Raw genomic sequence first — 23,941 nt, forward strand, 5'->3', positions numbered from 1 at the left:
AGGGCAGGCTCGCCGCCCCCGGCCTGCACTGCGACGGCCGGTGCCGGCGACCTGTCTCCCAGAGTCGGGAGGCGGTTGACTGCGGTAGTGGCGCGGCCCGCCGGCGGGGCGCCTTCCGGCGACGGGCCGCAACCACTACCAGGCCTCCGCGGTGGGGATTTCAGTCGTCGGCGGGGCGCCTACCGGCGACAACTTCGTGATCTCCACCAGGCCACAAAAAGCGGTGGCGCGTCCGCTCCCGGGGCGTCTGCCGGAAGCGGACGCGCGACCACCACTGTTGGTCCACTTCTGTGCTCGGGTGCCGCGACCGTCGCAGGGACGCCTGCCGGCGACGGGTACGGGACCACTCTCGAGCCGTCGGCTCACCACTCTGCCGCCGCAACCGGATCGACGCCTAGGTCGCCATCCGTGTTACTAGCCGATCCGGTGAGGAAACAGCTCGTCCACTGTGGACCGATCTCATGTGCCTTCAGCTTATCGCCGTCGAGGGGGCGTGGAACCCCTCGCGGCGAATCTGTGGACAACTCGACGATGACCGGGCTGCCTGTGGACAACTCGGTCCGATCGGGCCGTTCTGTCAGGGCCGTGGTGCATGATCGGAAGCACAGGAAAACACAGCCCGGAACCGGCACTGTCGAAGAGGAGGTGAGACGACGGCGGTGCACGTCATCCGGGCTGCAATGCCTCCAGCGCCTCCCGCAGCTTACCGGAGACCGGTGTCGGACGGCGGGACTCGCGGTCGACGAAGACGTGCACGAAGTGCCCTTCGGCGACCAGGGACTCGTCGGCTGCGTACATCCCGATCTCGTAGCGGACGCTGGACTTCCCGAGGTGCGCGACCCGCAACCCGACCCTCAGCGAGCCAGGAAAGGACACCGATGCGTGATACCCGCAGTGCGACTCGACGCACAGCCCGATCACCGCCCCGGCTTCGATGTCGAGGCCGCCCTGCTCGATGAGCCACGTGTTGATCACGGTGTCCATCAGGGAGTAGTGGACCACGTTGTTGACGTGCCCGTAGACGTCGTTGTCCTTCCAGCGCAACGGGATCGTCTGCCAGTGTGGGTACTCGCTCACCACAGCGACACCGACTCGCGCAGGATGTCCGACAGGTCGTCCGCGGATGCCTCGCGGGGCGCGGTGGCCAGCAGGCGCTGCTGCTTGAGCGTTCCCTCGACGAGGGAGTCCACATCGGACTCCGTGTAGCCGACGGCACCGATGCCGTCCGGGATGCCGATCTGGCGCATCAGGTCGATCAGCACCGCGGGCAGGTGGTCGGCGAAGTCGCCGGGCCACTCGAAGTCGGGCGCCAGGAGGCGTGCGACTCGCAGGTGGCGGTCCGGCGCCGCGTCGAAGGTGAAGCGGAATGCGGCGGGTGCGGTCAGTGAGACGGCCATGCCGTGCGGAACCATGGGTTCTTCGCCCGGGTAACCGTCCGGGTGGAAATCCCTGACCTGGCCGGCGATCGGATAGGCGTTGGCGTGCGGAATGTGCACGCCGGCGTTGCCGAAGCCGAGGCCGGCGAACGTCGCGGCCAGGGCCATGGCCTCGCGGGCCTTGAGGTCGGAACCGTCGCGCACGGCAGCCGGGAGCGCCCACGACAGCAGCCGCAGGGACTGCTCGGCGAACATGTCGGCCAGGGGGTTCGAGCCGCAGTACGGCACGCGCTGCTCCGGGCGCTTGCGCTCGAACTCGGTGTACGGCTTGGCGGTGTAGCTCTCTGCGGCGTGGCAGAGGATGTCCATGCCGCTGGCGGCCGTCACTCCGGGCGGCTGGCTGACCGTGAGCCGCGGGTCGACGACGGCCAGGGTCGGGCGCAGCCGCAGGTGGCTGATTCCGCTCTTGACACGCAGCGACAGCACGTCCAGGACGCAGACCGTGGTGCTCTCCGACCCCGTACCGGTGGTGGTGGGGACCGCGACCAGCGGCTTGAGCGGCTGGGCCGGTGCGCGGCCGCCGCCGACGGGGGCGTTGACGTAGTCCATCAGGTCGCCGTCGTTGCTCGTCAGGAGGTTCGCGGCCTTGGCGGTGTCGATGGCGGACCCGCCGCCGACGGCGACGAAGGCGTCGTACGGACCCGTCCCCCGGGCGAAGTCAACCGCCTTCTGCATGCTGACATCGGTGGGTTCGACGTGTACGCCGTCGAAGATCTCGGTCTCGATGCCGTAGCCCGCGATGCCGTCGGCTATGCGGCGGGGCCAGCCGGTCGCGGCCACCTGAGGATCCGTCACCACGAGCACGCGGTGCGCGCCGTACTGGGTGAGGTCGTAGCCGATCTCGTCGCTGGCGCCGGTGCCGTACTTCAACGCCGGTGCGCCATAAGTAAAAACAGTTTCATGTTCGGTCGCGGCCAAGTCGGTGGTCCTCGCTCCCTTGATCGGCTGGCAGTCGGTCAAAGCGGACATTCGGCCTATCCTTGTCCGGTTTCGGTGAAGATCACTTGACTGCACTGAACGGTGCCCGCCTAAGCTCTCCTCATTAGATACCAACTGGGAGCGACCGTCGCCCAGACGGCCGTGCGGATCCTGACCGAGGCGCGTGTCCGCCGCGTGTACGCGGTGGTCGGTGAGTCCTTCCTGGAACTGCTCGACGCCCTGCAGCGGGAGCGGGAGATCACGCTGGTCTCGGCGCGCCACGACGCGGGTGCGGCGTTCATGGCGGAGGCCGAGGGGAAGCTCACCGAACGTCCCGCCGTGCTGCTCGCCAGCCGGGGGCCGAGTGCGGCGAGCCTGGCCATCGGCGTCCAAACGGCGTACCAGGACGAGACGCCGATGGTCGTGCTGCTGGAGACGCCGGCGATCGAGCCGGTGTGGTCGTCGTCGGGGGAGCTGCCGACCTCGGACCTCACGGCCATGTTCGAGTCGATCGCCAAGTCGACAGTGCGGGTGACCGACCCGGACGGGCTGCCGGGGCTGCTGGCGCACGCGCTGACGACGTCGCAGGAAGGACGGCCGGGGCCGGTCGTGCTCGGCGTGCCCTGCGACATCTGGGGGATGCCCTACGACGCAGCGAAGCCGATGGCGCGGGTGCGGCCGCCGGCGTCCGGGACGCTGGGCCGTTCGGCTGACGCCGTCGCTCAGCTGGTCGACGAGGCGAAATACCCCGTCGTCATCGTCGGCGGGCGGGCTCGGTCGGCGCGGGACGAGCTGATCGCCGTCGCCGATGAGCTCGCGCTGCCCGTCTACAACGCCTTCCGGCGGCAGGACGCCTTCCCGGAAAACCACGCCCGGTACGCCGGTCACCTGGGGCTCGGCATCCCGGCGCGGCAGCTGGACGCGCTCGAGCGCGCGGACCTCGTGCTCGCGCTCGGCACCCAGCTCGACGAGGTGACCACGCAGGCCTACCGCTACCCGACCGCGCAGCAGACGCTCGTCATGGTCGGCACCGGCATCGACGTCAGCCCGAAGCGGCGGGGGCTCACCTTCCGCGTCGACTCCGAGGTCGAGCCGTTCCTGCGGGAGCTGCGAGAGGTGGCGTCGCCGAGGACGCGGCGGGCTTCGGCGGCGAACGCGGCCGTCCACACCTTCATGACCCCGCCCGACACCAGCGGGAACACGCGGGTGCACCCCGTCGACGTCGTCCGCGCGCTGCGGAAGCTCGCGCCCGAGGACACCATCGTGACCAGCGACGCCGGCAACTTCGCGCAGTTCATGCACCGCTACTGGTGCTTCACGGCGCCGCGCAGCCAGCTCGGCCCGAGCAACGCCGCCATGGGCTACGCCGTGCCGGCCGCCGTTGCGGCGAAGCTCGCGGAGCCGCGGCGGACCGTCGTGGCCATGGTCGGGGACGCCGGGACGCTCATGACCGGCCAGGAGATCGAAACGGCCGTCCGGTACCGGGCGCCGGTCATGGTGGTCGTCTTCCAGAACGGCGTCCACGGCGCGCTCGCCATGCACCAGGCGCGCACCTACGGCCGGCTCACCGGGGTCTCCATCCCGTTGACCGACTTCGCTTCGTGGGCGCGTGGGCTGGGCGCGGCCGGGTACACCGTGGACGATCGTGAAGAGCTCGAGCCGATCATCGCCAGCGCTCTGGTGCGGCAGCGGCCGTGCGTCATCGACGTGCGGACGGACCCCGATGTCGTGACCCCGGACGTGCGGCTCTCGGCCCTGCTCGGGCAGGCGCGCCCGCAACCTCCCGCCCAGTAACGGTTTTGCTCTGTTTCGTTCCGGAAAAGCTGGGAATGTCGTGTGGTAGCAGGGCCTTGGCTCGGGTAACCTGACGGTGTTCCGGTGGTGGTTCGCCGCTGAACCTTCCCGGCCGGGTCCCGGCGGGAGACAACCGGTTTCTGTCGGTGCCGCATGGCACCATCACGGTCATGACCCGCGCCGAAGCGGGCAGGGAACGAGGGGAGTTTCGACGTGACCGATCACCAGCACGCATCCGAACAGCGGAAGTCCTCCGGCGTCGTACCGGTGCTCTTCAGTGCCAGCTCAGAGGCCCACGATGACGCTGTGGTCGCCGCCGATCGGGACGCCACCTGGCGCTCGCCGTTCGCCACCGAGGGGCTGCGTCCGGCGAGTGGCGAATAGCTCACCCCTCCCGGGTGAAGATGGCTTGTCCGCCCTGGTCAAGGTGTGCTTTACTGCTTATGGTCTCGATTTTTGTGTTCGTGATGAGTCACGCTCGCAGATTTCAGCGGGCGTAGTGTCTCCTCGCCGAGGAAGCAAACCGTCCGGGTGCTGACCCGGGTCGCCGAAGTGGCTTCCTGTTTTGGTGTTACATATGGAGATTTTTGATGACTCAGGGCACTGTGAAGTGGTTCAACTCCGAGAAGGGGTTCGGCTTCATCACCCCCGACAACGGTGGCGGCGACGTCTTCGTTCACTACAGCGAGATCCAGGGTAACGGCTTCCGTACCCTCGAGGAGAACGCTCGCGTCGAGTTCGAGATCGGCCAGGGCCAGAAGGGCCCGCAGGCCACGTCGGTCACCGTGATCTGACTTTGATCTTGGGAAAGGGCCGTCACCCGTTCAGGGTGGCGGCCCTTTTCGTACGCTGCGCACCATGATCGAGCACGGTTACACCGTTTCCGGGATGAGCTGCGGACACTGCGCCCAGTCGGTGACCGAAGAAATCACCGCACTGCCCGGAGTGGTCGAAGTGGACGTCGACGTCGCGGCCGGCCGGGTCCTCGTACGAGCCCACACCGCGCTGGCCGAGGAGGACGTCCGGGCCGCGGTCCAAGAGGCGGGCTTCACCTACGAGGGCGTCGCCGACCTGGTGCCGTAGCCCTTCACTGGAACCTCGATCCGGTTGGTTCTTCTCCGCCACTCCAGGTTGGACAGTCCACTGGAGACCACTGGGTGAGACGCGCAGTGTGATCTGCGTCGCGCGGGGGCGCGGACACTGCGGCACCACCACTGCAACGCCCTGCAACCCTTCCGCTCCGCCCGATCACGGAGTCTCCTGTTCTTCGGTGAAAGAACGGGAGGTCAGGTGGGTGAAACGGTGGCGGGGATCGTCGCGAACCCCGCTTCGGGGCGGGACATCCGCCGGCTGGTCGCGCAGGCGTCGGTGTTCCCCACCGCGGAGAAGGCGAACATGGTCCAGCGGCTGCTGGCGGCGTTCGCCGCCACCGGGCTCGACCGGGCTCTCGTCTCGACCGACCTCGGCGGGATCTCCGCCGCGGTCCTGCGCGCGCTCGGGCGTGGCGGCTCCTGGCCGAAGGTCGACTTCTGTGAGGACGACGCCCTCACCGGCACCGCCGCCGACACGACGAACGCCGTGCGCCGCATGGTCGAGGCCGGTGCCGGGGTCATCGTCGTCCTCGGTGGGGACGGGACCGCCCGCGTTGCCGCCGCGGCCTGCGAAGACGTTCCGCTGATCGCCCTCTCCACCGGGACCAACAACGTCTTCCCGCAGGTGCGGGAGGCGACCGTCGCCGGCTTGGCCGCCGGGCTGATCGCCACCGGGCAGATCGATCCCGACCTCGTCACGCACCGGGTCAGCGTGCTGGAGGTCGTGACCAAAGCACGCAGGGAGATCGCGCTCGTCGACGTCTGCGTGTCGCTGAGCAGGCACATCGGGGCGCGGGCGCTGTGGGACCCGTCCTCGCTCACCGAGCTGTACTGCACCTTCGCCGAGCCGGACGGTATCGGCCTCTCGAGCGTTCCAGGCCAACTCTGTCCGAGCCCGCGGTCGAGCCCGGACGGCGTCGCGCTGCAGCTGGGGCCGGTCGGGGAGACGCCGTATGTCGTGCACGCGCCGATCGCACCCGGGCTCGTGCGGCCGGTCGGCGTGCGTGGCTGGGGGCTCCTGCAGCCCGGCGTGCGCGTCGAGCTCGCTGCGGCGGGCGGTGTCATCGCCCTCGACGGCGAGCGCGAACTCGAACTCAAAACCGGTGAGAGCGCGTTCGTGGAGCTCAAACCTGACGGACCTTGGGTCGTCGACGTCCGGGCCGCGATGGCGGAGGCGGCGCGAAAAGGGCTCCTGCGCACGGACACCGAACTGGGGAAGGAGCGCCGGAGATGACGGACTCCCTCCGGGGTGCGTACCGCGTGATGCGGACCATCCGGGCCGTCGAAGAGCAGGTGCGCGCGACCGGCGACTGCGGGCACCGGTACCCCGGCGAGGAAGCCCTGGCCGCGGGCATCTGCCTCCACCTCGACGGCCGTGACGCCATCGCCGGCACGCACCGCCGGCACGGGCACCGCATCGCCAAGGGCGTCGACGTCCGGGCCGTCCTGGCCGAGATCCGGCACGACCGGCCGATCCCGACGGACACGCGAGGCGGCGTCCCGCTGCTGATCTGTGGCGCCGCCATCGCCGCGAAACAGCAGGACCTCGGCGGCGTCGGCGTCGCCTTCCTCGGGGACGGCCCCGGCACGACGCTGGAGGCGCTGAACCTCGCTTCGGCCTGGCACCTCCCTGCCATCTTCGTCACGGAAGACACCGGTTACGCCGATCGGGTGGCCGGGCTCGGCGTGCCGGGGGTCGTCGTCGACGGATCCGACTTCTTCGCCGTCCACGAAGCGGCCGGAGAAGCGGTCGGCCGGGCCCGCGACGGCGGCGGCCCGACGCTGATCGAGGCCGGCTTCCCGCGGCACGTCGGGGACTGCCTCCAGCGGTTCCGCACCCGCGTCACCGACAGCGGTGAGCTGCGCGAACAGGTCCTCGACGCCATCGACGCCGACGTCGCCCGGCTCATCGAGGTCTCCGTCTCCGCGCCGAAATCCGCCCCGGACGAGCTGGAGACCGACGTCTACGTTTCTTACTGAGCAGACGAACCGCGACGCGCGCCACCTACCGATCATCCGCTCGAAACGGCAGACTCCGAGGAGGTACAGCACGAGGAGCGGCGGTTGGGGCAGCGAGACCTGGAGGCGGCGTTGCCGGCCGGGGCGGATCCCCGGCGGCATGCCCGCGTCCTCGCGGAAGTGCACGAGGCAGCCCTGAACGGCCGGGCGTTGCCCAGCAAGCTGCGGCCGGTCATCGGCGCGTCCTGGCAGCGCATGCGCCGGCTCGGCGTGGACCCGGACAGCCGGGCCGCCGCACCCGTCCTGAGCTTCGAGCAGCTGGAAGCGCGCCGCCGCGGGAGCGGGCTGGCCGAGGCGCTGCCGATCCTGCGCGGTGGCCTGATCAGCCTCGCCGAGCAGGCCGCGCACATCATGGTGATCGCCGACGCCGCTGGTGCCGTCCTCTGGCGGGACGGCAGCGCCGCGGTCCGCCGCCGCGCCGACCGGCTCGGGTTCGTCGAGGGCGTCGACTGGCAGGAGCAGTCCGTCGGCACCAACGCGATCGGCACCGCGCTCGTCGCGCGCAGCCCGATCCAGGTGTACTCCGCCGAGCACTACGTCCGGGCCCAGCACTCCTGGACGTGCGCGGCCGCGCCGCTGCACGACCCGCGCGACGGCCGGCTGCTCGGCGTCGTCGACCTTTCCGGGCCGGCCTCGACCGTCCACGCGACGACGTTGGCGCTGGTCGACGCCGTGACGCGGCTCGCGGAGACCCAGCTGCGCACCACCCACCTCACCGAGCTCGAACGGCTTCGCGGCTTCGCCGTCCCGGTCCTCGCGAAGGTCGGGGGACGGGCGATGGTGGCCGACGAACACGGCTGGGTCGCCGCGGCCGCCGGGCTCGCGCCCGTCGACCGGGTCGCGCTGCCCACCGGCCTCGGGGCCGGACGGGCCTGGCTGCCCGCGTACGGCGGCTGCTCGGTCGAGCCGGTGCCCGGCGGCTGGCTGCTCCGGCTGACCGAGAACGAGGCCGCGCCGCCCACCCGCGTCGTGCTCGACGTCCGGTCGCCGCGGGAGCCCGAGCTCACCGTGGCCAGCGCGGCCGGGACCTGGACGCACCGGCTCAGCCCGCGCCACGCCGAAGTCCTGTATGTGCTGGCCAGCCACCGCGACGGCCGGTCGGCGTCCGAGCTGTCGGCCGACCTGTTCGGCGACGCCGGCCGGACGGTCACCGTCCGCGCCGAGATGTCCCGGCTGCGAAGGCACTTCGGCGGCATCCTCGGCGCGAAGCCGTACCGCTTCGCCGACGACGTCGAGGTCGTGGTGCGGCGGCCACCGGACCACGAAGCCGTGCTCCCGCACTCGCTCGCTCCGGCCATCCGAGGCTGACTCCCCGGCCGAGCGGGATCATGGACGCCGTGCTGAAACGCCTGCCCGACACCATCGCGCCGAGCTGGCTGGTGGTGCAGCTGCTCGGCACGCTCTTCTTCGCCGCCACCCTGCTCACCGCACGTGAGACCGACCCGCGCATCTGGACCGCGTACGGCGTTGCGACCGCGAGCTGGCTCGGCTTCGTCCTGCTGACCCAGCGCCGACCCAAGACGGCGGCCGCGCTGCTCGCCGGAGCGAGCGTGCTGCCGGCGGCGATCGTCGGCTGGGCCGGGGACTCGTCGGCGATCCTGCTGTCCGTCATCGCCCTCGGCCGGCTCGCCACGCTCACCTCGGTCAGCGTCGGCGCGATCCTCGCCACCAGCCTCCTGGACGCCGCGCTGGCGGTGACGTCGCACGCGCTCGCCGGCCACTCCCTCGGCGAGTCGCTCGCCGACGCCGGGGTGATGCTGCTGCTGGTGCTGCTCGGGCTCAACCGCCGCCAGTACGAGGTGCAGGCGGCGCAGAGCGAGGCGCTGCTGGAGCAGACGCGGCTCGCCCAGGCCGAACACGCCCGCGCCGCCGCGCTCGACGAACGCACCCGGATCGCCCGCGAGCTCCACGACGTCCTCGCGCACTCCCTTGGCGCGCTGGGCGTTCAACTCGAGCTCGCCGAGGCGCTGCTGGCCGAACGGTCCGATGTGGACGGTGCGCTGCGGTCCGTGCGGCGCTCGCGGAAGCTCGCCGCGGACGGGCTGGCCGAGGCACGCGACGCCGTCGCCGCGCTCCGCCAGGATGTCCCGCCGCTCACCGAAACCCTCGCCGCGGTCGCCGCCGCGCACGCCCGCGACCACGGCGTCAGCGTCGCGTTCGACGCCGATGGCGACCCCCGGCCGCTCCCGTCCGCGGCGGCTGTCGCCCTGGCCGGCATCGCGCGGGAAGCCCTGACCAACGCCGGTAAGCACGCGCCGGGCGAGGACATCCGGGTGCGGCTGAGCCACGCGCCCGGCCTCGTCCGGCTCGACGTCCGCAACCCCCTTCCCACCGTCACTCGGATAGGTGAAGGATTCGGCCTGGCCGGCATGCGCGAGCGGCTCGCCCTCGCCGGTGGAACGCTGACCTCGGGCCCCGAAGACGGCCACTGGCGCGTGCTGGCGGAAGTCCGGACCTGAGCGCCGGTGTGCGCGGGAACACGTCCGCCCAGATCACGTGCTGATGACAGCGGGCGGTGCCGGTGGCTGCGCGCGCGGCGACTCGGCTACCTTCTGCGGGTACGGCTCACAGCGATCTTTTTTCGGGGGCTCCGGGAGGCGAAGCCCCCGGCCTGGGGCGAGGCCCCGGATGGCAGGGGGAGGAATTCGGGGATGACCAGCACCGCGACGGCCCCGGCGCCCGCGCCGGGACCTCCGCCGTCGCCACCGGGCAACCGCGACCGCACCGGGGGCCGCAGCGGCCTGCTGGGGCTGCTCGAGCTGCCGGGCCAGGGCGTCCGCGCCGTCGTCCGGTCGGCCGCGACCACGCCGGGCCGGCTCACCGTGATCGCCGTCGGGCTGGTGCTGCTGGCGCTCGTCGCCGGGCTCGTCGCGACGCTGTCGGTGCAGGACCGCGACGACACGATCAGCGGCGTCATCGACCGCCGCGAGCCCCTGGCCGCCGCGTCGCAGCAGGTCTACCGCTCGCTCTCGGACGCCGACGCGACCGCCGCGAGCGCGTTCCTCTCCATCGGCACCGAGCCGCCCGAGCTCCGCCAGCGCTACGAACGGGACATCGCCGAAGCGGGCGCCGCGCTCGCCAAGGCCGCTTCCGACAGCGCCGACGTCGCCGACGCCGCCGCCCCGGTCGACGTGCTGAACCAGCAGCTGCCCGTCTACACCGGGCTCGTCGAGACCGCCCGGGCGAACAACCGGCTCGGCTACCCGGTCGGCGCGTCCTACCTGCGCGAGGCGTCCGAGCTGATGCGGGCGAAGATCCTGCCCGCCGCCCAGGACCTCTACCGCGTCGACACCGAGCGGCTCATCGAAGAGCAGGACAGCGCCACCGGATTCCCGTGGCTCGCCACGATCCTCATGATCGCGTTGCTGGCCGCGCTGATCGTCGCCCAGGTCTACCTGACCCGGCGCACCAACCGGCTGCTCAACGTCGGGCTCGTCATCGCCACGGCCGCCGTCGTGGTGTCGCTGCTGTGGGGCGCGGTCGCGCTGGTCTTCCAGGGCAGCCTGGTCGGCAGCGGCCAGGACGACGGTTCGCACCGCGTCGACGTGCTCGTCCGCGCGCGGATCGCCGCGCTGCAGGCCCGCGCCGACGAAACGCTGACGCTGGTCGCCCGCGGCGACGGCGTGGCGTACGAGAGGGACTTCAGCGCCAAGGCGGTCCAGCTGGTCGGCGAGGACGGCCAGGGCGGTCTCCTCGGCGAAGCCCGCGGCCTGATCAAGGACGGCGAGGGCGCCACGAAGGTCGCCGACGCGTCGGCGGCCGCGACCGACTGGCTCAAGGCCCACCGGCAGGTGCGCGCCCAGGACGACGCCGGGGCGTACCAGGAAGCCGTCGACTCCGCCGTGCAGGAGGACGCGAAAGGCGGCTCGGCACCGGCGTTCCGGCGGCTCGACGACAGCCTCCAGGCCGCGATCGACGTCGGCCGGCAGGACTTCGTCGACGACACCCACAACGGTGACCGCGCACTGACGCTCCTCGCCCCCGGCCTGGCCGTGCTGGCGATCGTCGCCGCGGCGGGTGTCACCATGGGGATCCGGGAGCGACTGAGGGAGTACCGGTGAACAGGCGCGGGAACACGGTCCGGGCAGGTGTGCTGGCGGTCGTCGCGCTGCTGGCGGCGTCCTGCGGCAGTCCCGGGAAACCGATCGACCCGGCGCCGGTCGGCAACGCCGCCTGGCCGCAGCCCGCGCACGTCGGCGGCCCGGACGCGACGGCCGGCGGCACCTCCGACACCAGCTGCAACCCGCTGGCCAGCCTGTCGCCGACCAGCACGACCGTCCCCGACAACTCGACGATGTCCGACATCCGCAAGCGCGGCAAGCTCATCGCCGGCGTCGACCAGACCACGTACCTGTTCGGCTTCCGCAACCCGACCTCGGGCAACCTCGAGGGCTTCGACATCGACATGGTCAACGCGGTCGCCAAGGCGATCTTCGGCTCGGCCGACGGCCACGTCCAGTTCCGCGCGATCCCGTCGTCGCAGCGCGAGGAAGTCCTGAAGAAGCACCAGGTCGACATCGTGGTCCGGACCTACAGCATCACCTGCGCGCGCAAGAAGGACGTCGAGTTCTCCTCCGTGTACTACGTGGCGGGCCAGAAGATCCTGGTCACCAAGGAGTCGAAGGCGCAGAAGCTGGCGGACCTGAGCGGCAAGCGGGTATGCGCGACCAAGAAGTCGACGTCGCTGGCGAAGATCGCGACGGACCCGGCCAAACCCGTGCCGATCTCGGTGGACAACTGGTCGGACTGCCTGGTGATGCTCCAGCAGGGCCAGGTCGAGGCGGTGTCGACCGACGACACCATCCTCGCCGGGATGGCCGCGCAGGACTCGACGCTCGAGGTCCGCGGCGACCGGCTGACGCAGGAGAACTACGGCATCGGCGTGCCGAAGGACCACGAAGACATGGTCCGCTACGTCAACGCGGTCCTCGACCAGATCCGCGGCAACGGCGTGTGGCAGGACAGCTACCGCCGCTGGGTGGAAGCCCGCCTCGGACCGGCTTCGCCGCCGTCGCCCCAGTACCAGCAGTGAACGTCGCAGGACCAGGCAGCACAGCGCGACTAGGATCGATCTCCGCACGTCGCAGGGGATCCGGGAGGTAGCAGTGTCGGAGGAGCCGCGCCGTCCTCGGCACGCCGCGCCGGACGACGAGCCGCAGCAGGTGGCCGCGCCGAGCTGGCAGCCGCCGCCACCGGTGCGGTGGGAGACGCCGGAGCCGTCGATCTCGGGCCGCCTCGACGACGGCGAACCGGCCGGCGGGCAGGCACCCGTGCGCCGCCCGCCGACGCCGCCGCGCGGGCAGCCGTCCGCCGCCCGGCCGCCGATCCCGGGTGCCGAAGACCCGACCCGCCCGCCGGGCAGCATCGCCCCGGTCGCCCCGCCGACGCAGGCCCTACGCCCGGATTCCGACGCGCCGCAGCCTCCGAACGTGCCCGTCGCCCCGCCGGCGCAGGCCTTCCGGCCGGACCCCGACGCGCCGCAGCCGACGAGTGTCCTCGCCTCGCCGGCGCCGGAGACCCAGAGCATCATGCCGCCGGTGCCGCGGCCGGACACCGGTCCCGGCGCGCCGCTGCCCGACCCGGGCACCGAAAGCGTCCTGCCCGAGCGCACCAGCGAGGGCCGGCACACCGGGACGGGAACCGGCACCGGCACCGGAACGGGGACCGGCAGCGGCTCGGGTTCCGGCTCCGGCGCGTTCCCCGGCACCTCGCGACGGACGTCGTCGCGGACGTCCCGGTCACGCCGCGGCCGGCTCGGCGCCGGGCTGGTCGAGGTCCCGCCGGTCCCCGCGCGCGATCCCGCGTCCGCGGTGCTGACGAACCCGGTGGTGTCGGAGGAAAAGCGGTTCTGCGGCAGCTGCAACGCGAAGGTCGGCCGTGGCAAGGACGGCAAACCCGGTTCGCCGGAAGGGAAGTGCGAGAACTGCGGCGCGCCGTTCTCCTTCCTCCCGAAGCTGCAGCCGCACGAGCTCGTCGGTGGCCAGTACGAGGTCCTCGGCGCCATCGCCTACGGCGGTCTCGGCTGGATCTACCTGGCGCAGGACCACAACGTCAGCGACCGCTGGGTCGTCCTCAAAGGACTGATCGACACCGGTGACGCGACGGCGATGGCGGCCGCGGCCAACGAGCAGCGGTTCCTCGCCGAGGTCGAGCACCCGAACATCGTCAAGATCCACAACTTCGTGCAGCACCCGGACGCCCACAGCGGGACGACCACCGGCTACATCGTCATGGAGTACGTCGGCGGCCAGTCGCTGCGGCAGCTCGCGCTGGCGCACCACCGGGAAAGCCGCCGCCCGGAGCCGCTGCCCATCGGCCAGGTCATCGCCTACGGGCTGGAGATCCTGCCCGCGCTCGGCTACCTGCACAGCCAGGGCCTGCTCTACTGCGACCTCAAGCCGGACAACGTCATCCAGACCAACGAGCAGCTCAAGCTGATCGACCTCGGCGCGGTCCGCCGCACCGACGACTACGAGAGCCCGCTGTTCTTCACCACCGGCTACAGCGCACCGGAACTGCCGACCCAGGGCGCGTCGGTGGCTTCGGACCTGTTCACCGTCGGGCGCACGCTCGCCGTGCTCAGCTTCGAATTCACCGGCTACACCAGCAAGTTCAAGACGACCCTGCCCGGCCCGGACGCCGTCCCGCTGTTCGCGCTGTTCGGTTCGTACTACCGGTTCCTGCGGCGGGCGACGCACTCCGACCCGGATCGGCGGTTCCTCTCCGCCGAGGAGATGGCCGACCAGCTCACCGGCGTGCTGCGCGAGATCATGGCGCTCGGCACCGGCAAGCCGCGGCCCGGCGCGTCCACGGTGTTCGGCCCGGAGAGCCGCACCTTCGGCGTGCAGCTGGTGGTGCCCGAAACCGGCGCCAGCGTGCCGCTGCCCGGCGCGGACGAGGTCGTCGCCGGCCTGCCGATCCCGCAGGTGGATACGGACGACCCGGCGGCAGGCGTGCTCGCCACCACGACCGCGCTCGACCCGCGGGCCGCCATCGAGGCACTGGCCGGCGCGCCGCGCGAGTCGATCGAGGTGCGGCTGCGGATCGTGCGCGCCCGGATCGAGCTGGGCGAGTTCGCCGAGGCCCAGCGGCAGCTGCAGGCCGCGCAGTACCTGGCCATCAAGAACGGCTTCCCGCACGACTGGCGGATCGACTGGTACCGCGGCCTGATCGAACTCGCCGGTGGCCGTTCGCGGGTTGCGCACGTCGCGTTCGAAGCGGTGTACGACGACCTGCCGGGCGAGATCGCCCCGAAGCTCGCTCTGGGCGTCAGCGCCGAAGGCGTCGGCGACTACTTCGCCGCCGCGCGGTTCTACGAACTGGTCTGGCGCACCGACCGCACCTACGTCAGCGCCGCCTTCGGCCTCGCCCGCGTGTACCTGGCGCAGGGGGCGCGGGCCAGCGCGGTCGAGGTGCTCGAGACCGTGCCGCCGTCCTCCACCCACTACGTCGACGCGCAGGTCGCGGCCATCAAGATCAAGACCACCGCGACCAAGGCCAACGGCCGCGAAACCCCGGTCACCGAGCACGACCTGCTCGACGCGTCGGCCCGGCTCGAGCGGCTCCGGCTGGACGCCGAACGCCGGACGCAGCTGTCCGCCGGCGTGCTCGAAGCCGCGCACGAGTGGGTCAAGCAGGGCAAGCCGACACCGGGCGCGCGGGTGCTCGGGTGCCCGCTCGAGGAACGCGAGCTGCGGTTCGGCCTCGAACGGTGCTACCGGGCGCTGGCCCGGCTGGCGGGCACGATCGAGGAGCGCATCGAGCTGGTGGACCGAGCCAACACGATCCGGCCCCGGACCCTCACCTGACGCCGTCGTGAGCGGCAAGGCCGGTCAGAACCCGCCTTGCCCCTCACGACCGGCCGGGGTCACGGGTTGATCTCCCAGTCGCGTTCGGCGCGTTCCCGCTGGTTCTTCTCGTGTTGCGCGGCCAGCTTCTCCAGCGCCTGCGGGTCACCATGGGTGTTGAAGTGCTCGAAGCCGACGACGACGAACAACGCCCGCGCGCTGACCGCGATCGGGCCGTCCTCGGCGTCGAGGCGGCCGTCCGCGCTGACGTAGATCTTGCGGCCCGCGATGCCGTCCAGCCGGGCCTCGATGAACAGCGTCGAACCCACCGGGACCGGCCGCCGGAAGTCCGTCTCGAGCTTGCCGGTCACCGCCGGTCGGCGCATCAGGTTGCCGACCGTCGAGCCGAGCGCCTCGTCGAACGCGCAGGCCAGCAGGCCGCCGTGGGCCAGCCCGGGCGCGCCCTGGTGGGCCGCGGTGACGGTGAACCGCGAGTGCACGACCTGGCCCTCGCCGACGGTCGAGCGCAGGTGCAGCCCGGCGTCGGCCTCGTCGCCGCACCCGAAGCACTCCGCGAAGTGCACGCCGAGCTCGGTGCCCGGTTCCGGCGCCTTCGGGTGCGGGACCGCGGGCTCCACCGCCACCGGCGGCCAGGGTTGAGAAACACGACTCATGCGCTGACGTTAACCGGCGGGTAGCCGGAGACTGCGCCCGGCCCGCGAGGTATGTCCGCAACGAACTTCTCTCAGTAGCCGGAAAGTTCCCGACTGTAGACAATTCGCGGCTCAGACTGCCGACGCGGAAGAGCCGGTCAAGACTGGGCTGATGAGCTCGAACGGCCCAGTGGGCACTGCACGGGAGGAGTCGTCGCCGGCATGAGCGAACCAGCAGCAACGACGGGCAAACCGTCAGTGGACGAGAGAACCGTCAAGCGCGCCGTGTGGGCGTCGGCGATGGGCAACGCCACCGAGTGGTACGACTACGGCGTCTTCACCTCGGGTGCGATCGCGGTGAGCATCGGCACGCAGTTCTTCCCCGGTGAGGGGAACGCCGTGCTGAAGTCGCTGGCGCTGCTCGCGGTCGGCTTCATCGTGCGGCCGTTCGGCGGGGCGTTCTTCGGGCCGCTCGGCGACAAGCTCGGCCGCAAGCGGGTCCTCGCCATCACCATCCTGCTGATGTCCGGCTGCACGTTCCTGGTCGGCGTCCTGCCGACCTACGCCGGCAGCTACAGCATGGGCATCGCGGCGCCGATCGCGATCCTGCTCCTGCGGATCATCCAGGGCTTCTCCACCGGCGGCGAGTACGGCGGGGCGGCGACGTTCATCGCCGAGTACTCCCCGACGAAGCGCCGGGGCTTCTTCGGCAGCTTCCTCGAGCTCGGCACGCTGGCCGGCTACGTGCTCGGCAACCTGGTGGTGCTGTCGGTGACGCTGTCCATGTCGCCCGAGCAGGTCGACGCCTGGGGCTGGCGGATCCCGTTCTTCGTTGCGCTGCCGCTCGGCCTGATCGGGCTCTACCTGCGGAACAAGCTCGAGGACACCCCCGAGTTCCGCCGGATGGAGGCCGCGGGCGAGGCGCCGAAGAAGGCGCCGCTCAAGGAGATCTTCGTCCGCAACTGGCGGATGATCCTCAACCTGATCGGCATCGTCCTGCTGCTGAACGTCGCGGACTACCTGCTGCTGACGACGATGCCGACGTACTTCACCGACACGTTGAAGATCAACGACAACACCTCGACGTTGATCATCATCGCGGTCGAAGTCATCCAGATGGCGATCATCATCCCGCTCGGCGCCCTGTCCGACCGGATCGGCCGGAAACCGCTGCTGCTCACCGCGGCCATCGGGTTCCTGGTGCTGAGCTGGCCCTGCCTGAAGCTCATGCAGTCCGGCAGCATCCTGTGGCTGTTCGTCGGGTTCCTGATCGTGGCGATCCTGCTGGTCTTCATGCTCGCGGTGATCGGCTCGACGTTCCCGGCGATGTTCCCGACGCGGGTCCGCTACGGCTCGTTCGCGATCGGTTACAACATCTCGACGTCGCTGTTCGGCGGTACCTGCGGTGTCATCGTGACGGCGCTGATCAAGAGCACCGGCAACGAGGACTGGCCGGCGTACTACCTGATGGCGGCGGCGCTGATCGCGATCCTCCCGATCATCAAGATCCCGGAGACGTCGCAGGTCCCGATGGAGCAGATCGACACCGAAGACAACACCGGCAGGCTGACCTCCGCGGCCGCTCAGCGCTGAGCGGTCTCCGGAAAGCCGTGTGCCCCGTCCGGATCACCGGGCGGGGCACACGTGCGTCGTGGGTCAGACCGCGTCGCGGCGAGGAGTGAAGCGCCTGCGGGACCAGGCGGCGAGCGCCCCCGCGACCACGACGGCAATTCCGGTTTCGACGATCAGTGCGGCGAGCACCATGTGCTTCCTCCTCGGGTTCTCGGGCCGGCGCGGCGGCCGGCTGAGCAGCTGTCCGGCGTCCGATCGGAACGCCACCGGACATATCGCCACGAACCGGCCGGGTATTTCGCCGGAAACCCACGAACGCGCGGTGATCTGCGCCACGGCTAGCGCGTGGTCGCCGCCGTCGGGGCGCCGGGCCGGGTCGCGACCGGAGTCGAGGTCGGCGAGGTCGCCAGGGACGGGCGGGAGGTCTCCCGCGGTCCCGCGGACGGCGCCTGCGGTGTCGACGTCCGCTGGGAGCGGGACCGGGTCTGGCCCGGCTGGGCCGACGACGGTTCCGGCGCGATCGACGTCGGCGGGACCTCGAGCGAGGGGGAGGGGGAGGCCGGGGAAGTGGTGCCGATCGTGGACAGCCCGGGGCCGGCGGGCTCCACCGGCTCCGGCGGGCCCACGCGGTGGCCGGCCAGGAAACCGGCCACCGCGAGGACGACCGCCGTCGCGGCCGAAGTGCCCGCGACGGCGAAGCGCTTGCGTCGTCGCCGGACCCGGCCGCCGCGCTCGATCACGTCGGTGGCTTCGAGGCGCATCGGCGGCTGCGGGCCGCCGGCCGCGCCGGTCAGGATCGCACGGACGTCGTCTTCGGGGTCCATGTTCGTCACCTCCCCTCCGAGGGTGCGCTGAAGGTCAACGCACCGTAGTGCGGGCCGAGCCGCTTGCGCAGCGTGGCCAGGCCGCGGGAGGCCTGGCTCTTCACCGTGCCGGTGCTGCAGCCGAGTGCCTTCGCCGTCTCTTCGACGCTCAGGTCCTCGAAGTACCGCAGCACCAGCACGGCGCGTTGCTTGGGGGCCAGCACGGCCAGCGCCTGCCGGACCAGTTCGTCCTGGTGGCTCGCGGCGGGCTCCGCCGGGAGTTCCGGCGGAGCGTCGGTGAGCCGCTCCCGTTTCCACCTGCTGCGCCGGTGCTCGGCGAGGAACGTGCGCAGGACGACCTTGCGCGCGTAGGCGTCCAGCGCGTCGTGCCGCGACAGCCTCGGCCAGGCGAGGTAGAGCTTGAGCAGCGCGGCCTGCGTGAGGTCTTCGGCCTGGTGCCAGTCCCCGCAGAGCAGGAAGGCGGTCGATCGCAGGCTGTGCGCGCGCTCGCCGAAGTACCGGGCGAACTCGCCGTCCCACGGCGAGCCCGGCCCGGTCGACGGACGGGAGCGGGAAATCACCTGGTTACCGGGTCTCCCACACGGCCGGCAGGTGCAGGTCACCGGTGGGGCCGGCCGGGACGGCGCGGGGGACGCGCGGAGCCGGCCCCGTGCGGGCGGGCCGGCTCGTCTCGCGCGGCGCGGGCATCGCGGTCGGCGCCTGCGGGCGGGTGCTCACCGGCGCCGGGGCGACGGTCGGCTCGCCCGGCCGGGTCGCCTGGGTCGGGCTCGGGTTCGGCGCCTGCGCCTCCGAAGCCAGCGCGATGCCACCGGTCAGGGCGCCACCGGCGAGCACGAGCGCGCCGAGGGTCAGGGCGATGCGGATACGCAAGACAACTCCTCATTCTCGCGGGCGCGGCAGGGGATCGCTGCGCCTCTGCCCTTAGTCATGCGGCGGGTGATCACCGGGGTTGCATCGGATTTCGCGGGTTTCGCGGCGGAAACGCGAACGGCCGGGAAGCCCGCAGTGGACTTCCCGGCCGCCCGGTGTTCGCCGTGGTTCAGCGGGCGAGCGCCGACAGCTTCTGCCAGCTCGCCCAGTCGTAGGTCCAGTCGCTGTAGTCGCCGTCCTTCGCGCTCAGCGTCTGCGTGCTGCCGGTGATCTCGACCGGGTCACCGGTGAGGGCGCCGTCGAAGTACTCCTTGGCCCGCGCCGGGGAGAGGTTCAGGCAGCCGTGGGAGATGTTCTTCTTGCCCTGGGCCCAGACCGACGCCGCGAGGCCGTGGATGAACTCGCCGTTGTTGGAGATCCGGACCGCCCACGGCACGTTGACGTCCGTGTAGTTGTACCGGGGGTTGCTCATCGAGTACGTCGCGTGCTTCGACATGACGACGTGCACGCCGCTGTGCGTGACGCGGCCCGGGTCGGAGTCGAGGCCGTAGCTCACCGGGTAGTCGGCGATCTGCTGGCCGTCGCGGATCACCTGCATCGTGTGCTGCGTGGTGTTGCCCTTGACGATCTGCGAACGCCCGATGGCGAAGCTCGCCGAGACGTCCTGCTTGCCGTACACGCCGTCGCCGATCTTGACGCCGTAGATCTTGGCGTTGACCTTCACCTGCGTGTTGGGCTTGAAGTACTCCTTCGGCCGCCAGTGCACCGAGGCGTCGCCGGGCATCCAGGCCCACGAGCCCTCGGTCTTCGGCGTGGTCTCGACCGACAGCGCCTTCTCGACGGAGGCCTTGTCGGTGACGCGGCTCGGGAAGTTCAGCGCGATCGGCATCGCGATGCCGTACGTCTGGCCGTCACCGACGTTCAGGCTGGCCGCCATCTGCCGCTTCGGCTTGACCGTGGTGAACGCGCCCGCGATGGGCACGTTCTTGCCGTCCGAGCCCTGCGCCTGGCCGGACCAGGTGTAGGTCTTGCCGTAGCCGAGCTGCTCGGTGGTGTTCCAGCTCTTCTTGTCGGCCGACGTCTGGCCCTGGACCTGCTTGCCGTCCGGGTTGGTCAGGGTGACCGACATGATCGTGCCGTCGGTGACCTGGACGCCGACCGGTTCGCCGGGCGCGACGTCCTGGGCGCCGCCCGCCGGCGTCACCGTCAGCTTCGCGGGCTGCGCGCTGGGTGCCGGCGAGCTGGTCGGGCCCCCGCCTGACGAACCGCTCGCCGAGACCGTCGGTTCGCTGCTGCACGCCCCCAGCGTGAGCACGGCGACCAAGCCCAGTGCCACGGCAGCGCCCCGGCGCCGCGTGGAAATCCTCACCGTCACACCTATCCCCTTTGCCCCTTTGGTGCTTCCCCCCATCGAGACGTCCCGTGGACCGGGTACGTTGAGTAACGTCGGAGTGACGAGCGTCACAACGGTCCGGAGAGGCTTTCACGGAGGGGGCACGGCCGACTCCGAGCCGTATCCGGTGATCACGGTGTCGCTGTGCTGCGCCAGACTAGCCGGTGGGTACGACAGAACCGGGCGGGAGCCCTACGACGTTCCGGTGACCTTGGTGCGCAGAGCCGGTTTTCGCCTCGATCACGGGGTTCAACTTTGGCCAGATCCCGGTAGTCTGCTCTCAGGCCGTCGTTTTGCGTGTTCGTGGCTTCACACTCGCGGAACTTCTGACGCGAGCCATGGAGCCGACCCGCTCTTGACTCGTCTCGTTGGAACCGCCCGGGACGGTCGGGGTGCCGCTTCGGTGGCATTCGAAGCGGATCTGTGTAACGAGGAGTACAGCGGTGGCGCAAGGCACTGTGAAGTGGTTCAACGCGGAGAAGGGCTTCGGCTTCATCGCGCAGGACGGCGGCGAAGGCGACGTGTTCGTTCACTACTCGGAGATCGAGGGCCGTGGTTTCCGCACCCTCGAGGAGAACCAGCGAGTGGAGTTCGAGGTCGGCCAGGGCCAGAAGGGTCCGCAGGCCCAGAAGGTCCGCGCGATCTGAGACGAGGCTGAACAAGCCTCACAGGCCCTTTGCGCGTCTTAAGGCCTGAGTGAAGGGCCCCCGGCGATCTCGCCGGGGGCCCTTTCTCGTGGGTTGTGGGCGCTGCGGTTCAGCGCCGCGCCACGGCCGGCGCGTCGAAGGCGTCGGCGGGGAAGTGGAACTCGTCGGTGAGGTCGCTGATCTCGCCGGCCTGCTGCTGCCGCTGGTCCTGCACGGAGGAGGCCTGCCCCTCCCAGTTGAGCCGCTCCAGGATCCACTCCTGGGCGAGCGCCTGCGGCGAGATCTGCCGTTCGGCGGCGATGTCCTTGAGCTGCTGGTTGGCCACGAGGCTCATCCGCAGCTGGATGACCTGGGCTTCACCGAACCGCTTGCCGGACCCGGTGCTCTCCAGGTCGTTGTCGGGGGCCAGCGCCGCCAGGTACGACGTGAGCTCAGTGTCCTCGACAACACCGTCGTCCACGGGCTTCGCGGCACCACGATGACGCCCGGAAGACGCGGCGGCTTTCAGGTTCGTGCGGCTGCTCAAGCGGCCAAGGGAGGGAAGAGGCACGAACGCCACGATAACGTTTAGATCTCGCCACACAAACCACTGTGAGCTACAACACGCCCCCAACATTCCCCATTAGGCCCAACCCTCACCCATTAAGCCCAACCCCCACCAACACAAAGCAACCCCCACCTAACCCACCGAGTCGATCACCCCACGACAACGAAGCAGAAGTAAGCGAGGAACGAGCGAGGGGGCGAGTTCCGCACGAAGCTCGCCAGGGCGCGCAGCGCCCGAGGCGAATGCCCGACAACGCTCGCCAGGGCGCGCAGCGCCCGAGGCGAACCAGCCACGCTGGGACCGCAGCAGGCCGCACCGTGGGGGGTCCGGGGGGCTCGGCCCCCCGGGTCAGCACGCCGAAATGCCGGGCTGGCGGAGGGCGAAGCCCGAGCAAGGCCAGAAATGGAGGACCCCCGCGCCAGGGGGAGGAACGCGGGGGTCGGAGGGGATCTCCACAGGCGCTGACCGGGGGTGTGTCAGCTCTTCGATTGTTGCACGAGTTGGGTGGTTGGGCGAGTGGAGAGCGGGAAATTTCCCCGTGTGGTGTCACTTCGGCTCGGGGGTGACGTTCGTTCGGGTGGGGTTCTTCTTCTGCTGTGCCGATTGCGCTGCGTTGAGCGGAGCGTGGCCTCAGGTTCACTCTCCGGGGGGCTGTGTGTGGTGGCCGGTGCTGGTTAGCCTCGCGGCCAAGTTGTTGTGAGCCGTGTGGAGGGGCTATGAGCGGGTCTGTTGAAGTGCGGCAGTTCCTCCTTCGGTACGAAGGTGCCGATGGGGGGAGTGCGCCGTTTGCCGGGGCGTTGCCGGCGCAGCGGAGTGGGGCGGCGGATGCGCAGCGGGTGTCGGATGATCAGGTCCGGCGGGCTCGGCTGGCGGTGGCGAACGGTGCGCTGGGGGTCGAGGACTGTGTTCAGTTGCTGGAGATGCTGGGGCTGAACCTGGATGAGGACGGGCAGGCGCCGGTTCAGCGTTGAGCGGGTGGGTCCGGCGTGTGGCGCCGGGCCCGTCCGGTGATATTTCCGCTGGTTGTGCCGCTTTCCGGGAAGTGATTGCCAGGCTGTCGGGTGGTGTTTGACGCGGGTTTCGTAACAGTGTTACCGTTGCCGTGTCGAAAGGGGACCGACATGACGACGGTCGAAGGTGTGGCGGGTCTGGCGAACCGGATCAGGCCGGTGGTGCAGGTGCTGGGCGGCCGGTTCATGACGTCGCCGGAGCTGGCCGCGGTCGAGGCGGAGGTCGGGCTGCCGCCGCGTTCGCTGTACGTGCGGGGCCGGTCGGCGGTGCTCGGGGACGTCCCGCCGAAGGTGGCCGCGGAGCTGTTCGGCATCTTCCCGCACTGGCTGTTCGAGTTCGTCCTGCCGCCGGCGACGGCCGCCCTCGACGCACCCGCCGCGGTCCGCGCCTACGCCGAGTCATCGGCTCGGTGGTCGCGCGTCAGCCTTTCGGCCGTACCGGAGCCCGCCCGCTTGGCGGAGTTGCTGTTCCGCGTCGTGGACGCCGCGGACGCGAGTGGTCTGGCGCTCTTCGCGGGGTGGAAGAACGCCGAGCGTCCCACGGGTGACATCGAGCGCCTCGGCTTCGCGCTGATGGTCTTCCGCGAGCTGCGCGGCGGCCTCCACTTCGCGGCCCTGCGCGCGCTGGGCCTGTCGGTCCCGGAGGCGGTGATCGCGGACCCGGAAGGCGGCCGCGCGCGTCTCCTGCGCACGGCCTGGCCCAAGGACGCGGCTGACGAGCTGGTGGCGGCGGCGGAGCGCAAGCCGGACCTGCGCGACCGCTGGCAGCGAGCCGAAGCGCTGACCGACGACCGGATCGGCGAACTGCTGGCGTCGGCGCTGCCCGAGCCGGAGCAGGCCGAGCTCGAGCGCCGCCTGGCGGATCTGGCGGCGTTTGCGCAGGTCTGAGCCTCGCCGATCGCTTAAGGAACCCCCTGTGCAAAGCGGTGGTGGCGTGCCCTATGCTTGTAATCGCTCCCAGGGGAACCTGAGAGCGCGGTCGGTCGGTCACCCGAAACCGACCGGGCTCCCATCGTTCAGCGGCCTAGGACTCCGCCCTTTCAAGGCGGCAACGCGGGTTCGAATCCCGTTGGGAGTACGCAGTACAGTAGTAAAGCAAGGCCCTGTGGCGCAGTTGGTTAGCGCGTCGCCCTGTCACGGCGAAGGTCGCGGGTTCGAGTCCCGTCAGGGTCGCAAGATCGTTCGGCTCCTTGCCGGCGTTCCCGGCCAGGTAGCTCAGTTGGTACGAGCGTCCGCCTGAAAAGCGGAAGGTCGCCGGTTCGACCCCGGCCCTGGCCACGTTCGAAGAAGCCGTCTTGACCCAGGTCAAGGCGGCTTTCTTGTGTCTGGGGTCGATCTTGGCCGTGGCCGCTGTTGACCTTGGTTGACCGCCGTTGGCCG

General features: G+C 70.8%; 24 protein-coding genes and 3 tRNA genes. 18 read left to right on the plus strand and 9 right to left on the minus strand.

Features of this window, described 5'->3' with window-relative positions:
* Positions 1 to 666: 666 nt before the first annotated feature.
* Both CCN39_RS02375 and CCN39_RS02380 read right to left on the minus strand, forming a co-directional pair.
* Entirely contained in the window at positions 667 to 1,080 is a 414-nt protein-coding gene (locus CCN39_RS02375; protein ID WP_086838159.1) for an acyl-CoA thioesterase, read from the minus strand.
* Positions 1,074 to 2,405, minus strand: a complete 1,332-nt coding sequence (locus CCN39_RS02380; RefSeq protein ID WP_434781078.1) for a hydroxyacid-oxoacid transhydrogenase — start codon at positions 2,403 to 2,405, stop codon at positions 1,074 to 1,076. The genes CCN39_RS02375 and CCN39_RS02380 overlap by 7 nt, the downstream gene beginning before the upstream one ends.
* A gap of 84 nt (positions 2,406 to 2,489) precedes the next feature.
* Here CCN39_RS02380 and CCN39_RS02385 point away from each other — a divergent pair, with 84 nt between their 5' ends.
* From CCN39_RS02385 to CCN39_RS02430, 11 genes are all read left to right on the plus strand, one after another.
* Positions 2,490 to 4,148: a thiamine pyrophosphate-binding protein gene (locus CCN39_RS02385; protein WP_086838160.1), complete on the plus strand. Its 1,659-nt coding sequence runs from the start codon at positions 2,490 to 2,492 to the stop codon at positions 4,146 to 4,148.
* A gap of 213 nt (positions 4,149 to 4,361) precedes the next feature.
* Complete coding sequence (locus tag CCN39_RS50610; RefSeq protein ID WP_167454953.1) at positions 4,362 to 4,532, plus strand: hypothetical protein; 171 nt, start codon at positions 4,362 to 4,364, stop codon at positions 4,530 to 4,532.
* Positions 4,533 to 4,738: 206 nt separating this feature from the next.
* Positions 4,739 to 4,942: a cold-shock protein gene (locus tag CCN39_RS02390; RefSeq protein ID WP_004563013.1), complete on the plus strand. Its 204-nt coding sequence runs from the start codon at positions 4,739 to 4,741 to the stop codon at positions 4,940 to 4,942.
* 64 nt (positions 4,943 to 5,006) lie between these two features.
* Positions 5,007 to 5,231, plus strand: a complete 225-nt coding sequence (locus CCN39_RS02395; protein WP_086838161.1) for a heavy-metal-associated domain-containing protein — start codon at positions 5,007 to 5,009, stop codon at positions 5,229 to 5,231.
* Positions 5,232 to 5,438: 207 nt separating this feature from the next.
* Positions 5,439 to 6,473 carry an ATP-NAD kinase family protein gene (locus tag CCN39_RS02400; RefSeq protein WP_086838162.1) on the plus strand — a complete coding sequence of 345 codons (1,035 nt, stop codon included), beginning with the start codon at positions 5,439 to 5,441 and terminating at the stop codon, positions 6,471 to 6,473.
* A complete protein-coding gene (locus CCN39_RS02405; protein ID WP_086838163.1) occupies positions 6,470 to 7,219 on the plus strand; it encodes a thiamine pyrophosphate-dependent enzyme in 750 nt (249 codons plus the stop codon). Before CCN39_RS02400 ends, CCN39_RS02405 begins: the two co-directional genes overlap by 4 nt.
* An 84-nt stretch (positions 7,220 to 7,303) precedes the next feature.
* The gene (locus CCN39_RS02410; RefSeq protein WP_086838164.1) at positions 7,304 to 8,566 is read left to right on the plus strand and encodes a helix-turn-helix domain-containing protein; all 1,263 of its coding nucleotides are present in this window, start codon (positions 7,304 to 7,306) and stop codon (positions 8,564 to 8,566) included.
* A gap of 29 nt (positions 8,567 to 8,595) precedes the next feature.
* Positions 8,596 to 9,717, plus strand: coding sequence for a sensor histidine kinase (locus CCN39_RS02415; protein ID WP_244210584.1), 1,122 nt, complete (start codon positions 8,596 to 8,598; stop codon positions 9,715 to 9,717).
* Positions 9,718 to 9,909: 192 nt separating this feature from the next.
* Positions 9,910 to 11,319, plus strand: a complete 1,410-nt coding sequence (locus tag CCN39_RS02420) for a GlnX family signal transduction membrane protein (RefSeq protein ID WP_086838166.1) — start codon at positions 9,910 to 9,912, stop codon at positions 11,317 to 11,319.
* Complete coding sequence (locus CCN39_RS02425) at positions 11,316 to 12,290, plus strand: glutamate ABC transporter substrate-binding protein (protein ID WP_244210585.1); 975 nt, start codon at positions 11,316 to 11,318, stop codon at positions 12,288 to 12,290. Before CCN39_RS02420 ends, CCN39_RS02425 begins: the two co-directional genes overlap by 4 nt.
* Before the next feature lie 73 nt (positions 12,291 to 12,363).
* On the plus strand, positions 12,364 to 15,066 hold the full coding sequence (locus CCN39_RS02430; RefSeq protein ID WP_086838168.1) for a serine/threonine-protein kinase: 2,703 nt from the start codon (positions 12,364 to 12,366) through the stop codon (positions 15,064 to 15,066).
* Positions 15,067 to 15,125: 59 nt separating this feature from the next.
* Here CCN39_RS02430 and CCN39_RS02435 read toward each other — a convergent pair whose 3' ends face one another.
* Positions 15,126 to 15,719, minus strand: coding sequence for a PaaI family thioesterase (locus tag CCN39_RS02435; protein ID WP_208630112.1), 594 nt, complete (start codon positions 15,717 to 15,719; stop codon positions 15,126 to 15,128).
* Positions 15,720 to 15,956: 237 nt separating this feature from the next.
* Here CCN39_RS02435 and CCN39_RS02440 point away from each other — a divergent pair, with 237 nt between their 5' ends.
* The gene (locus tag CCN39_RS02440) at positions 15,957 to 17,291 is read left to right on the plus strand and encodes an MFS transporter (protein ID WP_086838170.1); all 1,335 of its coding nucleotides are present in this window, start codon (positions 15,957 to 15,959) and stop codon (positions 17,289 to 17,291) included.
* Between the two features lie 63 nt (positions 17,292 to 17,354).
* On the opposite strand, the gene CCN39_RS49170 is transcribed toward CCN39_RS02440, so the two are convergent.
* The 5 genes from CCN39_RS49170 to CCN39_RS02460 form a co-directional block, all read right to left on the minus strand.
* Positions 17,355 to 17,606: a hypothetical protein gene (locus tag CCN39_RS49170; protein ID WP_143263911.1), complete on the minus strand. Its 252-nt coding sequence runs from the start codon at positions 17,604 to 17,606 to the stop codon at positions 17,355 to 17,357.
* A gap of 2 nt (positions 17,607 to 17,608) precedes the next feature.
* On the minus strand, positions 17,609 to 18,094 hold the full coding sequence (locus tag CCN39_RS02445; RefSeq protein ID WP_086838171.1) for a hypothetical protein: 486 nt from the start codon (positions 18,092 to 18,094) through the stop codon (positions 17,609 to 17,611).
* A 5-nt stretch (positions 18,095 to 18,099) separates the two neighbouring features.
* The gene (locus CCN39_RS02450; protein ID WP_086838172.1) at positions 18,100 to 18,654 is read right to left on the minus strand and encodes a SigE family RNA polymerase sigma factor; all 555 of its coding nucleotides are present in this window, start codon (positions 18,652 to 18,654) and stop codon (positions 18,100 to 18,102) included.
* Between the two features lie 4 nt (positions 18,655 to 18,658).
* Positions 18,659 to 18,964 carry a hypothetical protein gene (locus tag CCN39_RS02455; RefSeq protein WP_086838173.1) on the minus strand — a complete coding sequence of 102 codons (306 nt, stop codon included), beginning with the start codon at positions 18,962 to 18,964 and terminating at the stop codon, positions 18,659 to 18,661.
* Between the two features lie 169 nt (positions 18,965 to 19,133).
* Complete coding sequence (locus CCN39_RS02460) at positions 19,134 to 20,375, minus strand: L,D-transpeptidase (RefSeq protein WP_167454954.1); 1,242 nt, start codon at positions 20,373 to 20,375, stop codon at positions 19,134 to 19,136.
* A 425-nt stretch (positions 20,376 to 20,800) separates the two neighbouring features.
* On the opposite strand from CCN39_RS02460, the gene CCN39_RS02465 reads away from it, so the two are divergent.
* A complete protein-coding gene (locus CCN39_RS02465; RefSeq protein ID WP_003097368.1) occupies positions 20,801 to 21,004 on the plus strand; it encodes a cold-shock protein in 204 nt (67 codons plus the stop codon).
* Positions 21,005 to 21,113: 109 nt separating this feature from the next.
* On the opposite strand, the gene CCN39_RS02470 is transcribed toward CCN39_RS02465, so the two are convergent.
* Entirely contained in the window at positions 21,114 to 21,554 is a 441-nt protein-coding gene (locus tag CCN39_RS02470; RefSeq protein ID WP_244210586.1) for a hypothetical protein, read from the minus strand.
* 713 nt (positions 21,555 to 22,267) lie between these two features.
* Here CCN39_RS02470 and CCN39_RS02475 point away from each other — a divergent pair.
* The 5 genes from CCN39_RS02475 (at position 22,268) to CCN39_RS02495 (ending at position 23,839) form a co-directional block, all read left to right on the plus strand.
* On the plus strand, positions 22,268 to 22,522 hold the full coding sequence (locus tag CCN39_RS02475) for a hypothetical protein (protein WP_086838175.1): 255 nt from the start codon (positions 22,268 to 22,270) through the stop codon (positions 22,520 to 22,522).
* A gap of 150 nt (positions 22,523 to 22,672) precedes the next feature.
* The gene (locus tag CCN39_RS02480; RefSeq protein ID WP_086838176.1) at positions 22,673 to 23,449 is read left to right on the plus strand and encodes an SCO6745 family protein; all 777 of its coding nucleotides are present in this window, start codon (positions 22,673 to 22,675) and stop codon (positions 23,447 to 23,449) included.
* 117 nt (positions 23,450 to 23,566) lie between these two features.
* Positions 23,567 to 23,639: transfer RNA gene (locus tag CCN39_RS02485), tRNA-Glu, on the plus strand.
* 21 nt (positions 23,640 to 23,660) lie between these two features.
* Positions 23,661 to 23,734: transfer RNA gene (locus CCN39_RS02490), tRNA-Asp, on the plus strand.
* A gap of 31 nt (positions 23,735 to 23,765) precedes the next feature.
* Positions 23,766 to 23,839: transfer RNA gene (locus tag CCN39_RS02495), tRNA-Phe, on the plus strand.
* Positions 23,840 to 23,941 lie beyond the last annotated feature (102 nt).

Origin of the sequence: Amycolatopsis kentuckyensis (assembly GCF_002155975.1) — a bacterium.
GTDB lineage: Bacteria > Actinomycetota > Actinomycetes > Mycobacteriales > Pseudonocardiaceae > Amycolatopsis > Amycolatopsis kentuckyensis.

Coding starts and splice junctions, on each gene's coding strand:
- CCN39_RS02435 (WP_208630112.1), bottom strand. CDS start 15,719: ATGAGTCGTGTTTCTCAACCCTGGCCGCCGGTGGCGGTGGAGCCCGCG.
- CCN39_RS02390 (WP_004563013.1), top strand. CDS start 4,739: ATGACTCAGGGCACTGTGAAGTGGTTCAACTCCGAGAAGGGGTTCGGC.
- CCN39_RS02475 (WP_086838175.1), top strand. CDS start 22,268: ATGAGCGGGTCTGTTGAAGTGCGGCAGTTCCTCCTTCGGTACGAAGGT.
- CCN39_RS02395 (WP_086838161.1), top strand. CDS start 5,007: ATGATCGAGCACGGTTACACCGTTTCCGGGATGAGCTGCGGACACTGC.
- CCN39_RS02460 (WP_167454954.1), bottom strand. CDS start 20,375: ATGGGGGGAAGCACCAAAGGGGCAAAGGGGATAGGTGTGACGGTGAGG.
- CCN39_RS02380 (WP_434781078.1), bottom strand. CDS start 2,405: ATGTCCGCTTTGACCGACTGCCAGCCGATCAAGGGAGCGAGGACCACC.
- CCN39_RS02445 (WP_086838171.1), bottom strand. CDS start 18,094: ATGGACCCCGAAGACGACGTCCGTGCGATCCTGACCGGCGCGGCCGGC.
- CCN39_RS02405 (WP_086838163.1), top strand. CDS start 6,470: ATGACGGACTCCCTCCGGGGTGCGTACCGCGTGATGCGGACCATCCGG.
- CCN39_RS02420 (WP_086838166.1), top strand. CDS start 9,910: ATGACCAGCACCGCGACGGCCCCGGCGCCCGCGCCGGGACCTCCGCCG.
- CCN39_RS02480 (WP_086838176.1), top strand. CDS start 22,673: ATGACGACGGTCGAAGGTGTGGCGGGTCTGGCGAACCGGATCAGGCCG.